Annotated in this window: 12 protein-coding genes; 8 read left to right on the top strand and 4 right to left on the bottom strand. The window is 59.8% G+C overall.

All coding sequences use genetic code 11. From position 1 onward, the window contains the following. Position 1 precedes the first annotated feature (1 nt). Complete coding sequence (locus HDF16_RS18435) at positions 2 to 709, bottom strand: arylesterase (protein ID WP_184219916.1); 708 nt, start codon at positions 707 to 709, stop codon at positions 2 to 4. A 135-nt stretch (positions 710 to 844) separates the two neighbouring features. Here HDF16_RS18435 and HDF16_RS18430 point away from each other — a divergent pair, with 135 nt between their 5' ends. From HDF16_RS18430 to HDF16_RS18410, 5 genes are all read left to right on the top strand, one after another. Next, the gene (locus tag HDF16_RS18430; protein ID WP_184220811.1) at positions 845 to 1,570 is read left to right on the top strand and encodes an ABC transporter ATP-binding protein; all 726 of its coding nucleotides are present in this window, start codon (positions 845 to 847) and stop codon (positions 1,568 to 1,570) included. Continuing rightward, positions 1,570 to 4,152 (top strand): ABC transporter permease, encoded by a 2,583-nt coding sequence (locus HDF16_RS18425; RefSeq protein ID WP_184219913.1) that lies wholly within the window; start codon positions 1,570 to 1,572, stop codon positions 4,150 to 4,152. Before HDF16_RS18430 ends, HDF16_RS18425 begins: the two co-directional genes overlap by 1 nt. Positions 4,153 to 4,326: 174 nt before the next feature. Then, positions 4,327 to 5,637, top strand: coding sequence for a TolC family protein (locus HDF16_RS18420; RefSeq protein ID WP_221312881.1), 1,311 nt, complete (start codon positions 4,327 to 4,329; stop codon positions 5,635 to 5,637). After that, entirely contained in the window at positions 5,637 to 6,770 is a 1,134-nt protein-coding gene (locus HDF16_RS18415; RefSeq protein ID WP_184219910.1) for an efflux RND transporter periplasmic adaptor subunit, read from the top strand. The genes HDF16_RS18420 and HDF16_RS18415 overlap by 1 nt, the downstream gene beginning before the upstream one ends. Beyond that, entirely contained in the window at positions 6,770 to 9,988 is a 3,219-nt protein-coding gene (locus HDF16_RS18410) for an efflux RND transporter permease subunit (protein ID WP_184219907.1), read from the top strand. Before HDF16_RS18415 ends, HDF16_RS18410 begins: the two co-directional genes overlap by 1 nt. A 9-nt stretch (positions 9,989 to 9,997) precedes the next feature. Here HDF16_RS18410 and glgX read toward each other — a convergent pair whose 3' ends face one another. The 3 genes from glgX to HDF16_RS18395 all read right to left on the bottom strand — a co-directional run bounded on the left by glgX (position 9,998) and on the right by HDF16_RS18395 (position 14,543). After that, complete coding sequence (gene glgX, locus HDF16_RS18405) at positions 9,998 to 12,145, bottom strand: glycogen debranching protein GlgX (RefSeq protein WP_184219905.1); 2,148 nt, start codon at positions 12,143 to 12,145, stop codon at positions 9,998 to 10,000. Positions 12,146 to 12,252: 107 nt separating this feature from the next. Beyond that, positions 12,253 to 13,869 carry a Na+/H+ antiporter gene (locus tag HDF16_RS18400; protein WP_184219902.1) on the bottom strand — a complete coding sequence of 539 codons (1,617 nt, stop codon included), beginning with the start codon at positions 13,867 to 13,869 and terminating at the stop codon, positions 12,253 to 12,255. A gap of 62 nt (positions 13,870 to 13,931) precedes the next feature. Beyond that, positions 13,932 to 14,543: a D-sedoheptulose-7-phosphate isomerase gene (locus HDF16_RS18395; protein ID WP_184219899.1), complete on the bottom strand. Its 612-nt coding sequence runs from the start codon at positions 14,541 to 14,543 to the stop codon at positions 13,932 to 13,934. Between the two features lie 80 nt (positions 14,544 to 14,623). Between HDF16_RS18395 and HDF16_RS18390 the strand changes: the two genes are divergently transcribed. The 3 genes from HDF16_RS18390 (at position 14,624) to glnD (ending at position 19,021) form a co-directional block, all read left to right on the top strand. Next, positions 14,624 to 15,667 (top strand): alpha/beta hydrolase, encoded by a 1,044-nt coding sequence (locus HDF16_RS18390; protein WP_246409291.1) that lies wholly within the window; start codon positions 14,624 to 14,626, stop codon positions 15,665 to 15,667. 124 nt (positions 15,668 to 15,791) lie between these two features. Then, positions 15,792 to 16,130 carry a P-II family nitrogen regulator gene (locus tag HDF16_RS18385; protein WP_184219897.1) on the top strand — a complete coding sequence of 113 codons (339 nt, stop codon included), beginning with the start codon at positions 15,792 to 15,794 and terminating at the stop codon, positions 16,128 to 16,130. Between the two features lie 146 nt (positions 16,131 to 16,276). Continuing rightward, positions 16,277 to 19,021 carry a [protein-PII] uridylyltransferase gene (gene glnD, locus HDF16_RS18380; protein ID WP_246409289.1) on the top strand — a complete coding sequence of 915 codons (2,745 nt, stop codon included), beginning with the start codon at positions 16,277 to 16,279 and terminating at the stop codon, positions 19,019 to 19,021. Positions 19,022 to 19,054 lie beyond the last annotated feature (33 nt).

Genomic DNA, 19,054 nt, shown 5'->3' with positions numbered 1-19,054 from the left:
CCTACTTCTTCAGCAGCGGCGTCACAAACGGCACCAGATCCCCAGCGACGGTCTTGTTGCCCGCTGCCGTCGCGTGCGTATCATCGACCTGCATCATTCCTGGCACTCCGTAGACATCTTTCAGCAGGAAGGGCATCAGTGGGACGTCATATTTCTTCGCTAGTAGCGTATAGGTCGCGTCGAACTGCTTGATGTAGTTCGCGCCGTAGTTGGGTGGAAGCGTGATGCCGGCGATCAGGATCTTCGCTCCGTTCGCCTTCAGCTTGCCGATGATGGTGTCCAGGTGCGTGCGCGACTCCTCGATGGGCAGACCGCGCAGACCGTCGTTGCCGCCAAACTCCACGATCACCACATCCGGCTTCATTGCCACAATGCCCGCAAGACGGTCGATCCCGTCCTTCGTCGTGTTGCCGCTGACGCCCTCATTCACCACCCGATACCTGTAGCCCTGTGCATCGAGAGCCTGTTGCAGATAGTCCGGATAGCTCTGGCCCGCGTCCGTGCCGTAGCCGGCCGTCAGACTATCGCCGAAGCACACGAGCAGCGGTCGCAAGTCGTGCGCCGTACTCGGAACCTCCGCCTTCGGGGACGTCGGCTCCACTGAAGATGCGGCCGTCTGTTCGGCGGGTTTCGCAGCCGAATCGCTCTTGCATCCGGCTGCCGCCAGCGCAGTCCAAGCTAGAATAATGAGACATAAGGGTCGGCGCATACGTCGAATCTATCAAAGTATCCGACTACAACAAACGAACCGCGGCGGTGAAACATTCAACTCCGTCGGGTTCGGAGAAGCATTGGAGCAGCGAAGTTGAGCGAAGCAACGACCTTAGGTCAGTCCATACCTTCCATGATCGTTGTGGAAGGGCTTCGCAAGTCCATCCGCAACGGCCCACGTACGGTGGACATTTTGAAGGGCATCGACTTCACTGTGCCGCAGGGCGAGTTCGTCGCCATCATGGGCGCGTCGGGTTCGGGTAAATCCACACTGCTCGGATTGCTCGCCGGTCTCGACACGCCCTCCGCAGGCAATGTGCATCTGAACGGCGTCGCCATCAGCTATCTTGCGGAAGACAAGCTCGCACAGGTCCGCGGGAAGACCATCGGCTTCGTCTTCCAGTCCTACCAGCTCATTCCCACGCTGACCGCGCTAGAGAATGTTCTTCTTCCGCATGAATTGAATAGCGATTCGAAGGATGCTGCCGCGGGCATGGCTCGCTCCCGCGATTTGCTCACGAGCGTTGGACTCGGCGACCGGCTCGATCATTATCCGGTGCAGCTGTCAGGAGGCGAGCAACAGCGTGTGGCGCTAGCCCGCGCCTTCGTGCTTCGGCCTCCTATCGTGCTCGCCGATGAGCCCACGGGCAATCTCGACAGCACCAATGGAGCGCACGTCCTCGAGCTTCTCCTCCACCTGAATCGCACCGAAGGCACGACACTCGTACTGGTCACGCACGATCCCGTCCTCGCGACGTATGCCAACCGCCGCATCGTTCTGCGCGACGGCCTCGTGGTTGCGGACGAGGTGAATGCCAATCCGGCGGGTCTGGCCGAGACGGCCACCGTGGCAAGCTGATGGCAAGCCTCTCTTACGCTTCTGCTATCAAGATCGCTGCGCGCGAGATGCGCTCCTCGCGCGGCAAGTTCTTTTTCGTCATTCTGTCTGTGGCCATCGGTGTCGCCGCGCTCACCGGCGTTCGCGGCTTCAGTTCGTCGTTTCGCGGAGCGCTGCTTACTCGCGCACGAAGCATCATGGCCGGCGATCTTGCGGCCAGGATGTTCCAGCAGATCACACCGGAACAGCAGAAGGGCCTCGACCAGATCGCCGCTGAGGGCGTCGAGATCACCCCGGTCACCGAACTGCTCTCGATGGCTAGTTCTCCGAAGACGCTTGACCCGCTGCTGGTCTCGCTCAAGGCTGTCGATCCGAACAAGTATCCCTTCTACGGCAAGGTCGATCTCGAACCCGCCGATGCTCTCTCCGCGCAGCTTCGCGAAGATACCGTCGTCGTCGCCGATGATCTCCTCGTCCGCCTTCATCTGAAGGTTAGCGATCAGCTTACAGTGGGCAGCAAAGTCTTTCGCATCACTTCTGTAGTTACGAATGAGCCGGACCGTCTCTCCGGCAACTTCCAGGCGGGCCCACGTGTCCTCATCTCGCGCAAGGGCCTGCAGGATAGCGGCCTGCTTGCGCCCGGTAGCCACGCCGGTCAGCGATACCTCTTCAAGGTTCCTCCGCCGCGCAACGGCGCTCCCATCTCGGAGTCCGCCGTAGCAGACCTGAAGCTGCGCCTGGAGAAGCTGCTACCCGAGGCGCAGGTCACCGACTATCGCGAGACCAATCCCGCTCTCACGCAGGGTCTCGACCGCGCCACCAGCCTGCTCTCCTTGATGAGTCTCGTGGCTCTGGTGCTCGGAGCGATCGGTGTCGCGATGGCGATGCGCGCCCACCTCCAGCAGCGCCTCGACACGATCGCGATCATGAAGTCGCTCGGAGCGCGCTCCGGACAGATCATCAAGATCTACGTGCTTCAAACTCTTCTGCTGGGCGTTGCCGGAGGGCTGTTGGGTGTCGCTCTTGGTGCGGCAGTGCAGCTTGCTTTCCCCATTCTGCTGGCGAAGTTCATCAATGTGCCCACCGAGATCCATCTCCAATGGCGAACCACCCTTACCGGCCTGGGAGCGGGTGTGCTTACTACGCTGCTCTTCACGCTGCCTCCGTTGCTCGACATCCGCGGCGTCCGTCCCATTCTTATCTTTCGTCGCGCGGTAGAAGACAACGACGATCCTTTCGTCACCGCCATCGTCCGCAAGATCACGAAGAACTACGCGCAGATCGGTGCCGGCGTTCTTATCCTGATCGGCCTTGCCGCGATCGCCACAACGCTTAGCGACTCCGCGACTGTTGGTAAGGTGTTTTCGATTGGCCTTGTCATAGTATTAGCTGTACTCCTGGCTGCGTCTGCCGCTGTGCTCGCTGCATTGCGCTTCTTTCTCTCGCGGACTCGCCTGCAATTGCCATCCTCCCTGCGCCACGGCTTGGCGAATCTCTATCGTCCCGGCAATCCCAGCGCCGCGCTTCTGGCCGCCGTCGGCATGGGAGTTATGCAGATCATGACTGTCTACCTCGTCCAGCAGGCGGTCGTCAGTGAACTGCACATCGCCTCCGCCCCTGACCTGCCTAACGTCTTCCTGATCGACATCACCACCGAGGAGATCGATGGCGTTCGCAGTCTGCTCACCGCTCAGCCGGGAGTGACCATTGCCCCCGAGCTCCTGCCGGTCGTCACCTCCCGCATCATCGCGATCAACGGAGTTCCCGCCAGCGAAGTGAAGCTGACGAACTTCCCACGGCGCATGCTGCAATCGATCAATCTGACGTGGTCGGCCACGCCACCTCCAGGAACCAAGTTGTCGGCAGGGAAGTGGTGGTCGTCTGAGTCGACTGCACCACAGGTCGCGATCGCGAAGCGCCAGGCGGATCGCCTCGGCGTGAAGGTCGGCTCGAACATCACCTTTGCTGCACAGGACCACCAGATCGTCGCCACCGTCGCCGCCTTGACGGAAGCCGACGGCCAACACGCCTTCTCGCGCGCCGAGTTCGTTCTTCCGCAGCCTGTCCTCGCGGGGCTACCCGTCGTCTGGTACGGCGGCGTCCATGCCGACCCTACCAAAGTGGAGCTCCTGCAGCGGGCACTCTACAAGGCCTATCCCACGGTCACGGTCATTAACGTCGCGGCGGCGCTGGAGACGGTCCGCACCGTCGTTATCCAGATCACCTACGTCATCCAGTTCCTCTCCGCATTCTCCATCTTTGCCGGAGTCGTCATTCTTGCCAGCTCCATCGCGGGGACTCGTTACCGTCGTATACGCGAGGTTGTGGTCATGAAGACCCTCGGCGCAACCCGCAGCCGCATCGCCACTGTCTTCTCCATCGAGTTCGCGGTGCTCGGCCTCGTCGCCGGACTTGTTGGAGTGGGCTTTGCAAATCTCATCGCCCGCGTGCTACTTCATCGTCTCGACATCGTCTATCACTTTCAGTGGGTATGGACGTTTGCCGCCCTTGCGGGAACCGCTGGCCTCACGGTGGTTACGGGATGGGCGGCAAGCCACCGCATCCTGGGACAGAAGCCGCTTGAAGTTTTACGCGAGGAGTAACTTCGGGAAAATACCCTGGTGGGGTATACTGTGGCGAACCCATAAAGCTCCAAAAGGACGATATTTCGCCGTCTGGCAGCGAGAGTTTATGAAGAATTTGCGGTTTCTGTGCCACTCTGGAAGCTATGTCTGCGAGTTGAAATGCTGGTGTGGTTGTTAACGGTTGGGGGTAGATTGTTTCGCAAGCTAAGCATCGCGATGATGGTGAGTTCAAGCCTGGGTGTTGTGCCCTCGAATCTGTGGGCACAGCAGGTAGCCACCGGGGTTGCTGCCCAGTCCGCATCGCAGGTTTCATCGCCTCTTGCCCTGACTTGGCAGCAGGTACAGGACCGTTTTCGTGCCGCGAACCCTACGCTGCGCGCCGGGGCGATCAGCATTGATGAGTCTCGCGCCCAGGAGATCACTGCGCACCTGCGACCCAACCCGACCTTTGGCGCTCAACTCGATCAGGTCACTCTCTTTCACCGTGATCCGTACCAGCCCCTGACGCAGGCCTATCCGAACGTTACCTTCAACTACCTGCACGAGCGCGATCACAAGCGCGAGTTGCGCACCGACAGCGCGCGCCAGGGAACGAAGATTGCGATCTCAAATCAGACCGACCTTCAGCGAACGCTGACCTACTCTCTGCGCCAGGCCTTTGTGCAGACGCTGCAGGCCAAGGCCGTTCTCGCGCTGACCAGTGAGAACCTCACTTACTACGACCACGTACTGGATGTCAGCAGCGATCGTTTTAAGGCTGGAGATATAGCCCAGGTAGATCTCGACCGTCTCCAGCTTGGCCGCGTTCAATACGAGCAGGACAACGAGACCGCTGATGTAAACGTCCGCACGGCCAAGATTCAACTGCTCCAACTCATCAATGACCGTACCCCGGTCGACCAGTTCGATGTGACTGGGCCTTATGAATTTGCAGATGGCCTGCAGCCGCTCGATCAATACCATCAGCAGGCCATCTCTGAACGGCCGGATTTGTTGGCCGCGTTGCAGACCGTGGAGAAGGCAAAGATCGATCATCGCCTCGCAATCGCGAACGGCTCGACCGACCCGACCTTTGGCTTCGATGCCGCACACCAGCCTGACCCGTTGAACAGTTACATCGGCTTAAGTGTGAATGTGCCGCTGCGCATCTTCGATCGCAACCAGGGCGAGAAGCAGCGTACTCTTCTCGACATCGATCTGCAGCAGCAGCAGGCTGAAGCCGCCCGGGCACAGGTCTTCGCCGATGTCGACTCAGCTTATGCGACCGTCGACAGCCAGTTGAAACTACTCCGCCCGTATAAAGGCAAATATCTGAAGCAGGCATTGAGCGTTCGCGATACCATCTCGTTCTCCTACCAGCATGGCGGGGCGTCGCTGATCGACTTCCTGCAGGCGCAGGCCGACTATCGCAATATCCAGTTGGGATACGTGAACCTGCTGGGCGCATATCTGACCGCCGCAGCACAGATGAATGAAGCCGTAGGACAAGAGGTGCTTCCGTGATGAGGAACAAGTTTGCCGTAAGTGCGGGAGTTGCTTTGATGCTTCTCTCGGCCACCGGCTGCGAGAAGAAGGCCGACATAAAGGATGAAGCTCCCGGGCCGCTGAAGGTCGAGCAGGCGCAGGATGCGAACACGGTCCACGTCGACCATCCCGAGCAGTTTCCGCTCGCGACGGCAGCGACCCAGATGACGGCATCGTCGATGAGCGTGACTGGTCAGGTGCAGCCCGATGTGACTCGTGTCATCCCTGTCATCTCGCTGGCGTCGGGCCGCGTGGTCGCCATCTATGCGCACCTCGGCGACTTAGTGAAGAAGGGGCAGAAGCTCTTCACCGTGCAGAGCAACGACATCGACCAGGCTTACTCGGACTATCGCAAGGCAGTCGCCGATGAGGCGCTCGCCAAGGTTCAGCTCGACCGCGCACAGTTGCTCTACAGCAAAGGCGCGATCTCGAAGAGCAACCTTGAGATCGCCCAGGACACCGAGGATAAAGCGGTCGTAGATGTCGAAACTTCGGCCGAGCACCTGAAGGTCCTTGGCGCGACCGACCTCAAGAAACCGACCGGGGCGATCAATGTCTACGCGCCAGCGACCGGCGTCATCATCGAGCAGAACATTACGCAATCAGCTGGTGTGAAGACGCTCGACAACTCGCCGAACCTCTTCACCATCGCGAACGTCGATGACGTCTGGATCATCTGCGACGTGTACGAGAATCAGCTGCCCTCGCTCTCCGTGGGCCAGACGGCACAGATTCATTTCTCTGCCTATCCGGACAAGATAGTGACCGGCCGCATCAGCGAGATCGCCCCTGTCCTCGATCCCACCATTCGCACTGCGAAGGTCCGTGTGCAAGTAAGCAATCCGGGATTCATGAAGATTGGGATGTTCGTCACCGCGTCCTTCCAGTCGCAGAAGCAGGACGCGCACATCGTGGTTCCCGCGACGGCCATCGTGCACCTGCATGATCAGGACTTCGTCTACACGGCAAAATCTGAAGGAAGCTTCGCACTGACCAAAGTAGTCAGCGGAGCCATGGTTCCGGGCGGCCTCCAGGTTATCCAGTCAGGACTTACGGCCGGTCAGAAGGTCGCCAGCAACGCTCTTGAGCTTCAGAGCACGGTGGCGCAGTAATGGGATCGATCGTCGACTTCGCGCTGAAGAACCGGTTCATTGTGCTGGTCTTCGCGGTGCTGCTCTTCGTGTGGGGCATCATCTCGTTCCGCGCGCTGCCTGTCGAGGCCTACCCCGACGTAGCCAACAACTACGTGCAGATCATCACGCAGTGGCCGGGCCGCGCCGCGGAAGAAGTGGAACAGCAGGTCACCGTGCCGGTCGAGATCCAGATGAACGGCATCCCGCACCTGGCGCATCTCCGTTCCACTTCGCTGGCCGGTCTTTCGAGCGTCATGCTTATCTTCGACGATGAGTCGACGAATGACTGGAACCGCGAGAAGGTACTGGAACGTATCCAGCAGGTCACGCTGCCTGCGGGCCTGACGCCGCAGATCGGCACCGACTGGAGCCCCGTCGGGCAGATCTACTGGTACACGCTCAGCAGCAAGAATCCGAAGTACGACAACATGGCGCTCAAGTCCCTCGAAGACTGGACGCTCGAGAAGCAGTTCAAGTCGGTCCCCGGCGTCGTGGATGTTTCAAGCTTTGGTGGCATCACGCGTGAGTATCAAGTCCAGCTCGACCCCGGCAAGCTCGTCTCCTATGGCCTGACCATCGCGCAGGTCGAGCAGCAGCTTCAGAGCAACAACGTCAACGCCGGCGGCAGCTTCATCGAAGAAGGGCAGCAGGCGATCAACGTCCGCGCCGTTGGCTTGTTCACCAGTGTCGACGACATTGCCAACACCCTCATCAAGACGCAGAGCGGTACGGCTCTGCGAGTGCGCGATATTGCCACCGTCGTCCAGGGAGCAAAGATCCGCCTGGGCCAGATCGGTAAGGCCATCAAACGCAAAGATGGCGTGGTTGTTGACGATCCGGATGTGATCGAAGGAACCTTGCTGCTGCAGAAGGGTGCAAACTCCGACGAGGTACTCGATCGCATTCACATGAAGGTCGAAGAGCTGAATGGCGTCGAAGCCAAGCCCGCAACATTGGGTCACTTCACAAAAGAGTTTCCGTTCTATCAACGCGCTCAGCCCGCGGTTGTGGGCAAACAAGGTCTGCTGCCTCCGGGCGTGAAGGTTGCACCTTTCCTCGATCGCGACGACCTTGTCCACCTCACCACCCATACCGTTCTGCACAATTTGGCAGAGGGAATCACCCTGGTGATGATCATCCTCTTCCTCTTCCTGGGTAATGTGCGCGGCGCGCTCATCGTCGCATTGACCATTCCGTTCTCGCTGCTCTTCGCATCCATCTGTCTCGACCTGCAACACATCCCCGCGAACCTGCTTTCGCTTGGCGCGCTCGACTTTGGCATGGTGGTCGATGGAGCGGTTGTGATGGTGGAAAACATCGTCCGTCACATGAACCGCAAGCACGATGAGCCGCGCACTACTCTCGACATCGTTCGCGAAGCGGCGCACGAAGTTCAGCGGCCGGTCTTCTACGCCATCGGCATCATCGTTACGGCCTATCTGCCGATCTTCACGTTGCAGCAGGTCGAAGGCCGGCTCTTCCGCCCCATGGCATGGACGGTCGCCTTTGCGCTACTCGGCGCGTTGATTTTCTCGATGTTCCTCGCTCCCGTGCTCTCGAGCTTCCTCTTCAAGAACGGCGCGAAGGAGTGGCATAACCCGGTGATGGATTTCCTCACGCGGCACTATCGCAGCGCCGCTCTGTGGGCTGTCGAATCGCGCTGGATCGTCGTCGGGGCCACCTCCGCCGGGCTTCTGCTGGCGGTCGTCCTGACCGAAGGAGGCGCCATCGGCTCGGAGTTTCTGCCGCATCTCGACGAGGGCGCGATCTGGGTCCGCGGCACGCTTGCGCCCAGCACTGGGCCGACCGAAGGCGAGCGCGTGATGGCCGAGGCTCGTCCCATCCTCGCGAACTTTCCCGAAGTAAAAGATGTCGTCAGCCAGGTCGGCCGCCCCGATGACGGTGTAGACACTACCGGCTTCTTCGACACCGAATACTTCGTCGACCTGAAAGAGAAAAAGGAGTGGCGACCGGTCTTCCACCAGAATAAAGAAGAGTTGATCGCCGCGATGGATCGTGAGCTAGAGAAGATGCCCGGCGTTCTCTGGAACTTCTCACAGCCCATCTCCGACAACATGGAAGAGGCGGTCAGCGGAGTCAAGGGCGAGCTTGCGGTGAAGATCTACGGGGACGATCTGAAGACCCTCGAGAAGACCGGTGACGAGATCGTCTCCGTCATGAGCAAGATCCAAGGGGTCCAGGATCTCGGGCTCTTCCGCGTCATCGGCCAGCCGAACCTCAACTTCGTGGTGGATCGCGCTGCAGCCGCCCGCTTCGGGATCAATGTCTCCGACGTGCAGGACGCGGTTCAGACCGCGGTTGGAGGCAACGCTGTCACACAGGTGCTTGATAAGGAGGCCCGCTATGATGTCGTCGCCCGCTATGCCCAGCAGTACCGCAACTCGGCTGAAGCCATCGAGCAGGTGCGGCTGGTCTCACCATCCGGCGAGCGCGTCTCCCTCGCGCAGCTCACGAAGCCAATCGTGGTCGACGGAGCTTCGGAGATCTATCGGGAAGGGAACTCCCGCTACGTTGCCATCAAGTACAGCGTGCGCGGTCGAGACCTCGGAGGCGCCGTAGAAGAAGCGATCAGCACCGTGAACGCCAAGGTGAAGCTGCCCACCGGCTACTCGCTAAGCTGGGCCGGCGAGTATGAAAGCCAGAAGCGCTCTGCGAAGCGACTCGCGATTGTGGTGCCCATCACGATCATGCTGATCTACTTCATCCTCTACTCCATGTTCGGCTCGTTCAAATGGGCAACCCTCATCATGGCGAACATTGTCATCGCGCCTATCGGCGGTACGCTCGCACTCTTCGTCACGCACACGAACTTCAGCGTCTCTTCCGGTGTCGGCTTCCTTGCACTCTTCGGTGTGTCGGTGCAGACCGGCGTCATTATGCTTGAGTACATCAACCAGATGCGCGTTCGCGGTCACTCGATTGAAGACTCTGCCGTTGACGGCGCCGTGCTTCGACTGCGCCCCATCATGATGACCATGCTGGTGGCCACTCTCGGCCTGCTCCCGGCAGCGACCTCGCATGGGATCGGTTCGGACTCGCAGAGGCCGTTTGCCGTGGTCATCGTTGGAGGCCTCATCTCCGACCTGATCATCAGCCTCTTCCTGCTGCCGACGCTCTATGTATGGATCGCTGGCCCGAACGACATTCTTCCGCAGCCGGAGGGCGAGTTCGAGTAGCTCTCGCAACTAATAGATTTGAGTGTGGCTCCGTTCCGCGCACAACACCATCATCGACCGGCCGCCAAGGATCACCTTGTCGCCCACACACTCCCTCGCAAACGGGTCTTCGATATTCTCGGTATCGATCAGGTGCTTCCATGCGCCGCCAAATGGCGTTGGAGGAAGCGTGAACTCCACGCCCTCCGCAGCCGCGTTGACCATCAACAGGAACGTATCGTCCACCACGGGCGCTCCCTCGTCGTCCGTCACCTGGAGCGTATTCCCGTTCAGTATGATGGCCAGTGATCGGTTCCACTCCGTGTTCCAGGCCTCGTTCGAAAGAAAGTTACCGTCCGCACCGTACCACGACAGGTCGTGGACCACGTTGTCGCCGTCGGTATTGCGGATCACGCGGTCTTGAAAGAACCTTCGCCGATGCAGGTTGGGATGGTCGCGCCGCAACTGAATCAACTTCGATGTAAATTCAAGCAGCCTCTTACGTGGCTCGTCGAGTTTCCAGTCATACCAGGAGATCTCGTTGTCCTGGCAGTAAGCATTGTTATTGCCGCGCTGCGACCGGCCAAACTCGTCGCCGCCGGAGAGCATCGGCACACCCTGGCTCAACAAGAGGGTAGTAAGAAAGTTGCGAGTCTGCCGCTCGCGAAGCGTGTTGATGCCCGCATCGTCGGTCGGGCCCTCCGCACCCATATTCCAACTCTCGTTGTCGTTCGCCCCGTCCTGGTTATCTTCTCCGTTGGCTTCATTGTGTTTCCCGTCGTAGCTCACCAGGTCGCAGAGTGTGAACCCATCGTGCGCCGTGATGAAGTTGATGCTGGCGTACGGCTTTCGTCCATCGAACTGGTACAGATCGCTCGACCCGGTAAGTCTGTAGGCAAGATCAGACAGTTGGCCACCATCGCCCTTCCAGAACCTTCGTACGGTATCGCGGTACTTGCCGTTCCACTCTGCCCAAAGCACCGGGAAGTTGCCGACCTGGTATCCGCCTTCTCCTACATCCCATGGCTCCGCGATCAGCTTTACATCAGCCAGCGTGGGGTCCTGGTGAATCGTATCGAAGAAACTCGAAAGCTTGCTGACCGCGTGCAGTTCACGCGCCAGCGTGGAGGCGAGATCGAAACGGAAGCCGTCGACGTGCATGTCCGTGACCCAGTAGCGCAGCGAGTCCATGATCATCTTCAGTACCTGCGGATGGCGCACATTCAACGTGTTGCCGGTACCCGTATAGTCCATGTAATAACGCGGTTGGTCCGCAACGGTGCGATAGTACGTCGAATTGCACACGCCTTTGAACGAAAGCATCGGGCCGTTCCGGTTGCCCTCGCAGGTGTGGTTGTACACCACGTCCAGGATCACTTCGATCCCGGCGGCGTGCAGATTCTTCACCATCTGCTTGAATTCGTTGACTTGTCCGCCTGTGTCGCCGCAGGAGCAATATCGAGGCATGGGAGAGAAGAATCCAAGCGTGTTGTAGCCCCAGTAGTTGCTTAATCCCTGGTCCAGCAGGTGACCATCGTCGATGAAATGATGGATGGGCAGGAGCTCTACCGCCGTGATGCCCAGCTTCTTTAGGTAGTCGATACTCGCCGGATGGCCCACACCCGCATACGTCCCTCGCAGCTTCTTCGGCACGGCGGGGTTGCGCATGGAAAAGCCCTTCACGTGCATCTCGTAGATGACAGAGTCGGAGAGTGGAGTCTGCGGCGCGCAGTCCTTGCCCCAGTTGAAGTTCGTATCGATGACGACCGACTTCGGAATGCCGTAGGCGTCGTCGCGGTCGCAGCGAACAAGGTCGTTATTATCCTCCACTTTGTGCGCGAAGATAGGTGCCTTCCAGTCGACCTGTCCTGAGATCGCCTTTGCATACGGGTCTACAAGGAGCTTTGAGGGGTTGAAGCGGTGGCCTTGCTCTGGCTCCCATGGTCCGTCGATGCGATAGCCGTAGCGCTGACCCGCCGCGATGCCACGCACCAGCCCATGCCAGACGTACGCAGTGCGCTCGCGCAGGTTGATGCAGTCGGTCTGATTGCCATCCGCATCGAAGAAGCACAACTGCACCGCCGTGGCGTGTTCAGAGTAAATAGCGAAATTCGTGCCCTTCGCAGTTACATTTGCCCCAAGCGGGTAGGGTTTGCCGGGCAAGAGAGTGTAAGGCATAGCGCTCCTGTTTTGATGTCTCAGACATATGGATGCGCGAAGGCACTCGGAAGTTGAATTCTGTGCGGTTGTGTCAGCAAGGTCACTTTCAGCCGGTAGCGAATCTCTTAGCCACGCTGCGAGCGGACATCCATGAGATCGAGTTCTCGTTCGAGCTTACGAAGAGTCATATCGCCGATCTCTGCAGCCTCCCCCAGCCTCGCGAGTTCCTTTCGCTCAGCTTCTCTGACCTGCGACGCGATCCCGGAGAAAGTCTCCATCTCCGACTTTGAAGGGGTAGATGCACCCGTCTGGTCGGCTTCGCGTTGAAGTAGTTCGAGACGCCGCTTGTAGGACTGGTCCAGAAGTTCAAGCGCCCTTTGATGGGATGCCTCAAGCCTTGTGTCGCGTAGCGTCTCTACTTCCGCAATCGCGGCGAGCGTCATGGCGCGCCGGGCGTCTCTCTCCTCTGCTCCGGTGTTGGTTGCGGCGCAGACACCCAGCGTTCGCGTGATCCAGGGCAGTGTCAGCCCCTGGCCCACCAGCGTCACCAAAATGACCGAGAAGGCGAGGAAGAGGATCATGTCACGGTGAGGAAATGGCGCTCCGCTCGCAGTTGTCTCGGGCAGCGAGAGTGCAGCGGCCAAGGTCAACACACCGCGTAGCCCGCTCCAGCCCAGCACGATCGCCTGGCGGCCGCTTAACGGGATCATGTCCTGGCCCAACACGCGCCGCCGGATCAAGGCCGAGAAGCGCGATCCGGGCAGTATCCACAGCATCCGCAGACCGATCAGCAGAAGCGAGAGAGAGGCGGCCGCTGTTAACAAGCGTGGCCAATCGAGCGGTCGCATACCCGGCAGGACCGCCGGAAGCTGCAGCCCGATCAGAATGAAAACCAGGCCGTTCAGGATGAAATCGATCGTGTTCCAGACGGCCTGGGCGTCGAGCCGCGCCTCCGAAGTATAAGTCGTCGAGACCTGCCGCCCAAGGTACAGCCCGCAGGCCACGGTCGCCAGGACACCTGAGGCATGGAGCCCTTCGCCGAGCAAATAGGCGCAGTAAGGTGTAGCGAGCGAGACCATCGTCTGCAGCGCGGAGCCCTGTAAGGGCCTCTGGATTGTGCGGACAACCCAACCAACGAAGAGTCCCGCGATCACGCCGCCCACGACCATAACCAGAAGCTGAAACACACCATGCCCTATCGATGGAATCGTTCCCGAGACGACCAGCGCCACACTGAACTCCAGCGCCAGCAGGCCGGTGGCATCGTTCAACAAGCTCTCGCCCTCAACGATGTCCAGGAGGTACTGCGGCATGCCGATGCGCTTGGCAATGGCCCCTACAGCGATCGCGTCGGTGGTACAAACGACCGCTCCCAGCACCGCTCCTGTCCGCCAGTCGAACCCCGGAAAGAAGAAATGGGCGGCGACGGCCACTCCAGCGACCGTAAATGCGACCAGGCCGAAGGCCATCATCGCGATGCTCACCAGGTTGTACTTGAACTCACGCCAAGATGTCTGCAGGGCAGCAGCAAAGAGCAGTGGCGGCAGGATGACCAGGAAGACGAAGTCCGGCCGAAGCGAGATGTTCGGGAAGATTGGGACGAAACTCAGGACAAGGCCGCCCAATACCATCAGGATGGGGTAAGGAATCTTGAGTCTCTGTGCCAGCGCGGCAAGAATCGCCACGAACGCGACCAGGGTGACGAGAACAAGTTCTACGAAGTGAAGTTGGCTCTCGGGCATCTCAAGTCAGGATACGTGACCTTTACCGAGCGACGAAAGCTTGGCTATTGAGGAGCCGGGGGCTACTCGGCGAGCGCCTGCGGTTTGCTTCCGAACTCGGGGCCAAAGTAGCAAAGCTCGACCAGCATGCAGTAGATGTGTTCCAGCACCAGATGCGACTCCTGGATATTCATGGTCGTCGACGACGGGATGACGATGTTCAATTGGCACAGCTCGGCCATGGCGCCTCCATCATTACCGCTGAATCCAACCGTCGTCAGTCCCATCTGGTTCGCGAGCTTCACTGCTTTCACGATGTTTTTCGAGTTGCCTGATGTGGATATCCCTAGGAAGATGTCTCCGGGCGCGCCCAGAGCTTCCACCTGGCGCTCGAAGACGTGGTCGAACGAGAAGTCGTTGCCGACGGCGGTCAGGATCGACGTATCCACGGTCAACGCGACGGCGCGCAGAGCTGGTCTCGAGATCGTCAATCGCCCGACGAACTCCGCCACGAGGTGCTGGGCATCGGCTGCCGACCCTCCATTTCCCGCAACCAGCAGCTTGCCCCCCGACTTCATCGTCGCTGCAGTCATCTCGCTCAGCCGAACCAGCGTCTCGGCGATTCGCTCATCTGCCAGCACTGCTTCAAGCGTCGCAATAGACTGCGCAATCTGTCTCCGTATTACCGACTTCATCCCATCTCCATCTCGCGGCTATCGGCAACTAGTTAACAAGCTCGCACCAGTAGATTGAAGTTTTACATAGAATTGAGCGCATGAAGGGTTTGAACCTGGGTCTCCATCGCGATCAGCCGTGGTGGATTTTTAATTTGGCGACATCTGCGATGGTGTCCCTGCTGCTCCTCGGGAGCTCCATCGCCGCCGGGCAGACTTCCGAGAAGACTCCCGTGCCACCAGCTTCGAAACCCGCGCCCACGCCGGTGAAAGTGGATGCCGGGTTGGGGGGCAAGACAGTCTTGCTGTGGCCCCAGGGAGCTCCCAAGGCTGTTGGCAAGACCTCCGCCGACGTCCCGACCATGACCATCTACCTTCCCACGCACAACACGACAAAGACCGGAGTCCTCATCGCTCCAGGAGGGGGATATTCCTACCTCTCCATGCACCACGAAGGCGAAGACATCGCCCATTGGCTGAACGCTCGTGGGGTTGCCGCGTTCGTCCTGAAATATAGGCTGGGCCCCGTCTATCACCATCCCATCGAACTCAACGACGCACAGCGGGCCCTCCGCCTGATGCGGAAGAACGCCGCAGACTACAGCATCGAGCCAGATCACATCGGGATGTGGGGCTTCTCTGCGGGTGGACACCTTGCCGCGACGGCAGGAACGCATTACGACTCTGGAAATACACAATCGCAGGATGCAATCGAGAAGACATCCTGTCGCCCCGACTTTCTCATCCTCGCCTATCCGGTCATCACGCTTCTGGTTCCCAACACCCACGGCGTCTCGCGGAAATATCTCCTGGGCGACGATGCCCCCCAGGCTCTGCTCAACAATCTCTCCGACGAGACCCAGGTCAACAAGGACACGCCTCCAACTTTTCTCTTTGCTACCACCGACGATGGAATTGTGCCCGTGATGAACAGCGTCGCCTTCTACACCGCGTTGGTGAAGGCTGGCGTACCCGCCGAGATGCACCTCTTCCAGCACGGCAATCACGGCTCCGGACTGGCGGAAGGGAATCCACAGCTCAGCGTCTGGCCGGAGCTATTAATCAAATGGATGCGCGAACGCGGATACGCTTCGGCGAACGACGCGCCAGTAAATCCAGTCGCAACGATGCCTGCTCCTCGCTAACCTTCACTCGCCGGTTTGTCGTAGAGTAGTGTTGTCCCAGCCAGATTTACCCTGAAACAGAGTTAAACATCGTCTGCGCTCGGCGCGAGGCGAAGGTTTCGTCTACTTTAAGGATGGAGAGCAAATGACAAAGATTGAGGCAATCATCCAGCCATCGAAGCTGGACGCTGTGAAAGACGCCCTGGTTGAGATGGGGATCGAAGGGATGACGATCTTCGAGGCTCGTGGACACGGCCGGCAGAAGGGCCACACGGAGTTTTATCGCGGGCGCGAGTATTCGGTCGACCTCTTGCCGAAGGTGAAGCTGGAGCTTGTCACCAGCGATGAACGGGCGGAACTCGCGATTCAGGCCATCATCACGGCCGCGCGCACTGGCACGATCGGTGATGGCAAGATCTTCGTCTCGAAGATTGACGAGGCTATTCGTATCCGCAACGACGAACGCGGCGATATAGCTCTGTAGACGAAGGCATTTACAAAAGACATCCGCTGTGCCGGATCTCCGGTGTAGTGTATCTGCTACGGTGTGTTCTACTCGCTCGGGTACCGGCTCGACACTAGCGGGAAACGAACGTTTAAGGGAGTTTTGAGCCGGCATCTACGACTCCTATGGCCAATGATCTTACTGTTTCAGGCGATGGCGGCAGACGCGAAGCCTACCGGCGGCGAATGCTGGAGATTGTGTCTGCGTTCGAGGCAGGCGCCGCCGGTGCTGCCACCGTACTTGCGCGCTCCGACGCGGTCGATGCCCTCGTCGCTTCGCTGTGGCAGGAGGCGTGCGCCGCTGAGCCACAGCTTCTCCGTAATGTCGCGCTCGTAGCTACGGGCGGATACGGCCGTAGCGAACTCTTTCCTTACTCTGATGTTGATCTGATGTTCCTTGTCGAACCGAAGCTCGCCGTTAAGGTCTTTGAGTCGGCAGTGAAGCCCGCGATTCGGCGCATGAGTCAGTCACTCTGGGACTGTGGCCTGAGGCTGTCTCCGCAGACCCGCAGATTGACAGAGTGCGAACGCTTCGACCCGGAGAATACCGAGTTCGCGCTCGCCCTGCTCGACCAGCGTTTCCTAGGTGGAGATACTGCACTTCACGAAAGACTGCAGAGCCAGGCGCTGGCGAAGATGTTCGACCGCGATCGCGATGCGATCCTGCGCCGCCTTGTTGAAATCACCCAGGGCCGGCATGCCAAGTACGGCGGCACCCTTTTTCATCTTGAACCGAACATAAAAGAGTGCCCCGGAGGCCTGCGCGACGTCCATGTCTGCGGCTGGATCTCCAGGCTTCTTTCGGGCGGGCGAGGCTCGGGTGTAGGTCTGGCTGCCAACTCCGAGTCAATCTTCGATGCCGGTGCCAACGGTCAGGAGTTTCAGGAGGCGATAGCCTTTCTCCAGTTGCTGCGCTGCTTCCTTCACTTCCGGCATGAGCGCGACGACAACACCCTAGACTGGCAGGCCCAGGACGCTGCGGCGGCAGCGGCGGTCGGCCTGAATCGCAGAGGTCTGCCCAGCCCCGATGCTGCCTACTGGATGCGGCTCTACTTCCGCAACGCCCGCGTTGTGGAGCGAAACACTGTCCAGATGATCGACCTGGCCCCTTCTCCAAAGCCGCCCTCCCGCCTGGCAAAGCTGGTGGAGATGAAGAACAGCGTATCCGCGCGCAAGCGACAGAAGTCTGACCGGCAGGGATTCCGCGTAGTCCGCGGTTCCATGATCTTCGATGAAGCCGCCTCGGATGCCGACTCCACCCACGGCCGGCCGGATCCTGCAAACGATCCCGATACTGTCCTTCGAATGTTCGGCGCCATGGCGGAGTCCGGTTTTCGGCTCGGGATCGAAGCAGAGCAGCGGCTCTCGCTTGCTCTCCCTCTACTTTCAGCCGACCTCGAAGAGGGGCCCGCTCTGTGGCGGCATCTGGAGATTCTCCTCACCGGACACTTTGCCGGGAACGCGCTTCGATCGATGCACGCCCTCGGCATTCTTGAACTTCTCATCCCGGAGTTCCACGGCATCGATGCCTTGGTCATCCGGGACGCATACCACCGGTACACCGTCGACGAGCACACCTTCGTTCTCATCGACTCGCTCCACGAACTCGAGGTCCAGCCGGCACCCACGCAGCCAGCTACTCCAACTCCGGCTGCGCATCATCCCATGGCGGAGTGGTCGGCTCGCTTCGGCCAGCTTCTCCGCGACCTTCAGCAGCCGGGGCTGCTCTACCTAGTCGCGTTGCTGCACGACACGGGCAAGGGCCGCAGCAACGGCGATCACGCCGTGGAGTCCGTCCGCATGGCGCAGAATGTCCTCTCCCGGCTTGAGCTCGACGGATATGAAAGCAACCTCGTCCTCAGACTGATTGGCGGCCACTTGGAGATGTCCGCCGCGCTACGCCGCGACATCTTCGACACCGATACCGTCCGAGGATTTGCCGCCAAGGTCCAGACTCCAGAAGCGCTGCGAATGCTAACCCTCTTCACCTACGCCGACATCCAGGCCGTGCATCCCGACGCTCTTACCCCGTGGAAGGCGGAGAACCTGTGGCGTCTCTACCTTGCCACTTCGAACTATCTTGAGCGCAATCTCGACGAAGAGCGCGTCAACACCGGCCGCGAGCGGGAGCAGATTCTCCGCGTCACCGCGATGATCCCGAAGCAAAAACTCCAGGTCGAGCAGTTCCTCGAAGGCCTGCCCGCGCGCTATCTCAGCACCAGAACGCCGGAGCAGGTCCGTGCTCACTTTGAACTCTCCGCCCGCTTCTCTGACGACCCGGTGCAGCTCGATTTCACCTACTCTCCCGGTGTGAACGAGATCACTTTGGTTACGCCTGACCGACCGCTCCTCTTCGCAAACATGGCGGGAGCTCTGGCCGCGTGGGGTATGAACATCATTACGGCCGACGCCTTCTCGAACCGCCAGGGGGTCGTAGTCGACAGCTTCCGCTTCACCGATGCCTTCCGCACGCTCGAGATGAATGTCTCCGAGCGGGAGCGGTTTGTGCAAAGTGTCCACGACGTCGTCACCGGTGCAGTTCCGGTAGAGACGCTGCTGCATGGCCGTCGCCGCGGAAGACGCAAGCCGCCCCTGATGGTTGTCGCGCCACAGATTGACTTCGACGACCATGCCTCCTCGCTCAGCACCCTGCTTCAGGTGGTGGCGCAGGACACGCCCGGCCTCCTGCGAGCTCTGAGCCTCACCCTGGCTGCGCACGAATGTAACGTTGACGTAGCCCTCGTCGATACCGAAGGTGAGACCGCCATCGACGTCTTTTACATCACGCGGAAGCAGGCCAAACTAAACCCAGCGGAGGAACAGGCGTTGCGTCAGGCGCTGTTCGATGCGATCGAAGAGCGAGGGCGCTAGCCGCTGCGCCACCGGGGTCGCGCCTGACGAAGG

It is taken from the genome of Granulicella aggregans (assembly GCF_014203275.1).
Lineage (GTDB): Bacteria > Acidobacteriota > Terriglobia > Terriglobales > Acidobacteriaceae > Edaphobacter.
This window is presented reverse-complemented; position numbering and strand designations above follow the sequence as displayed.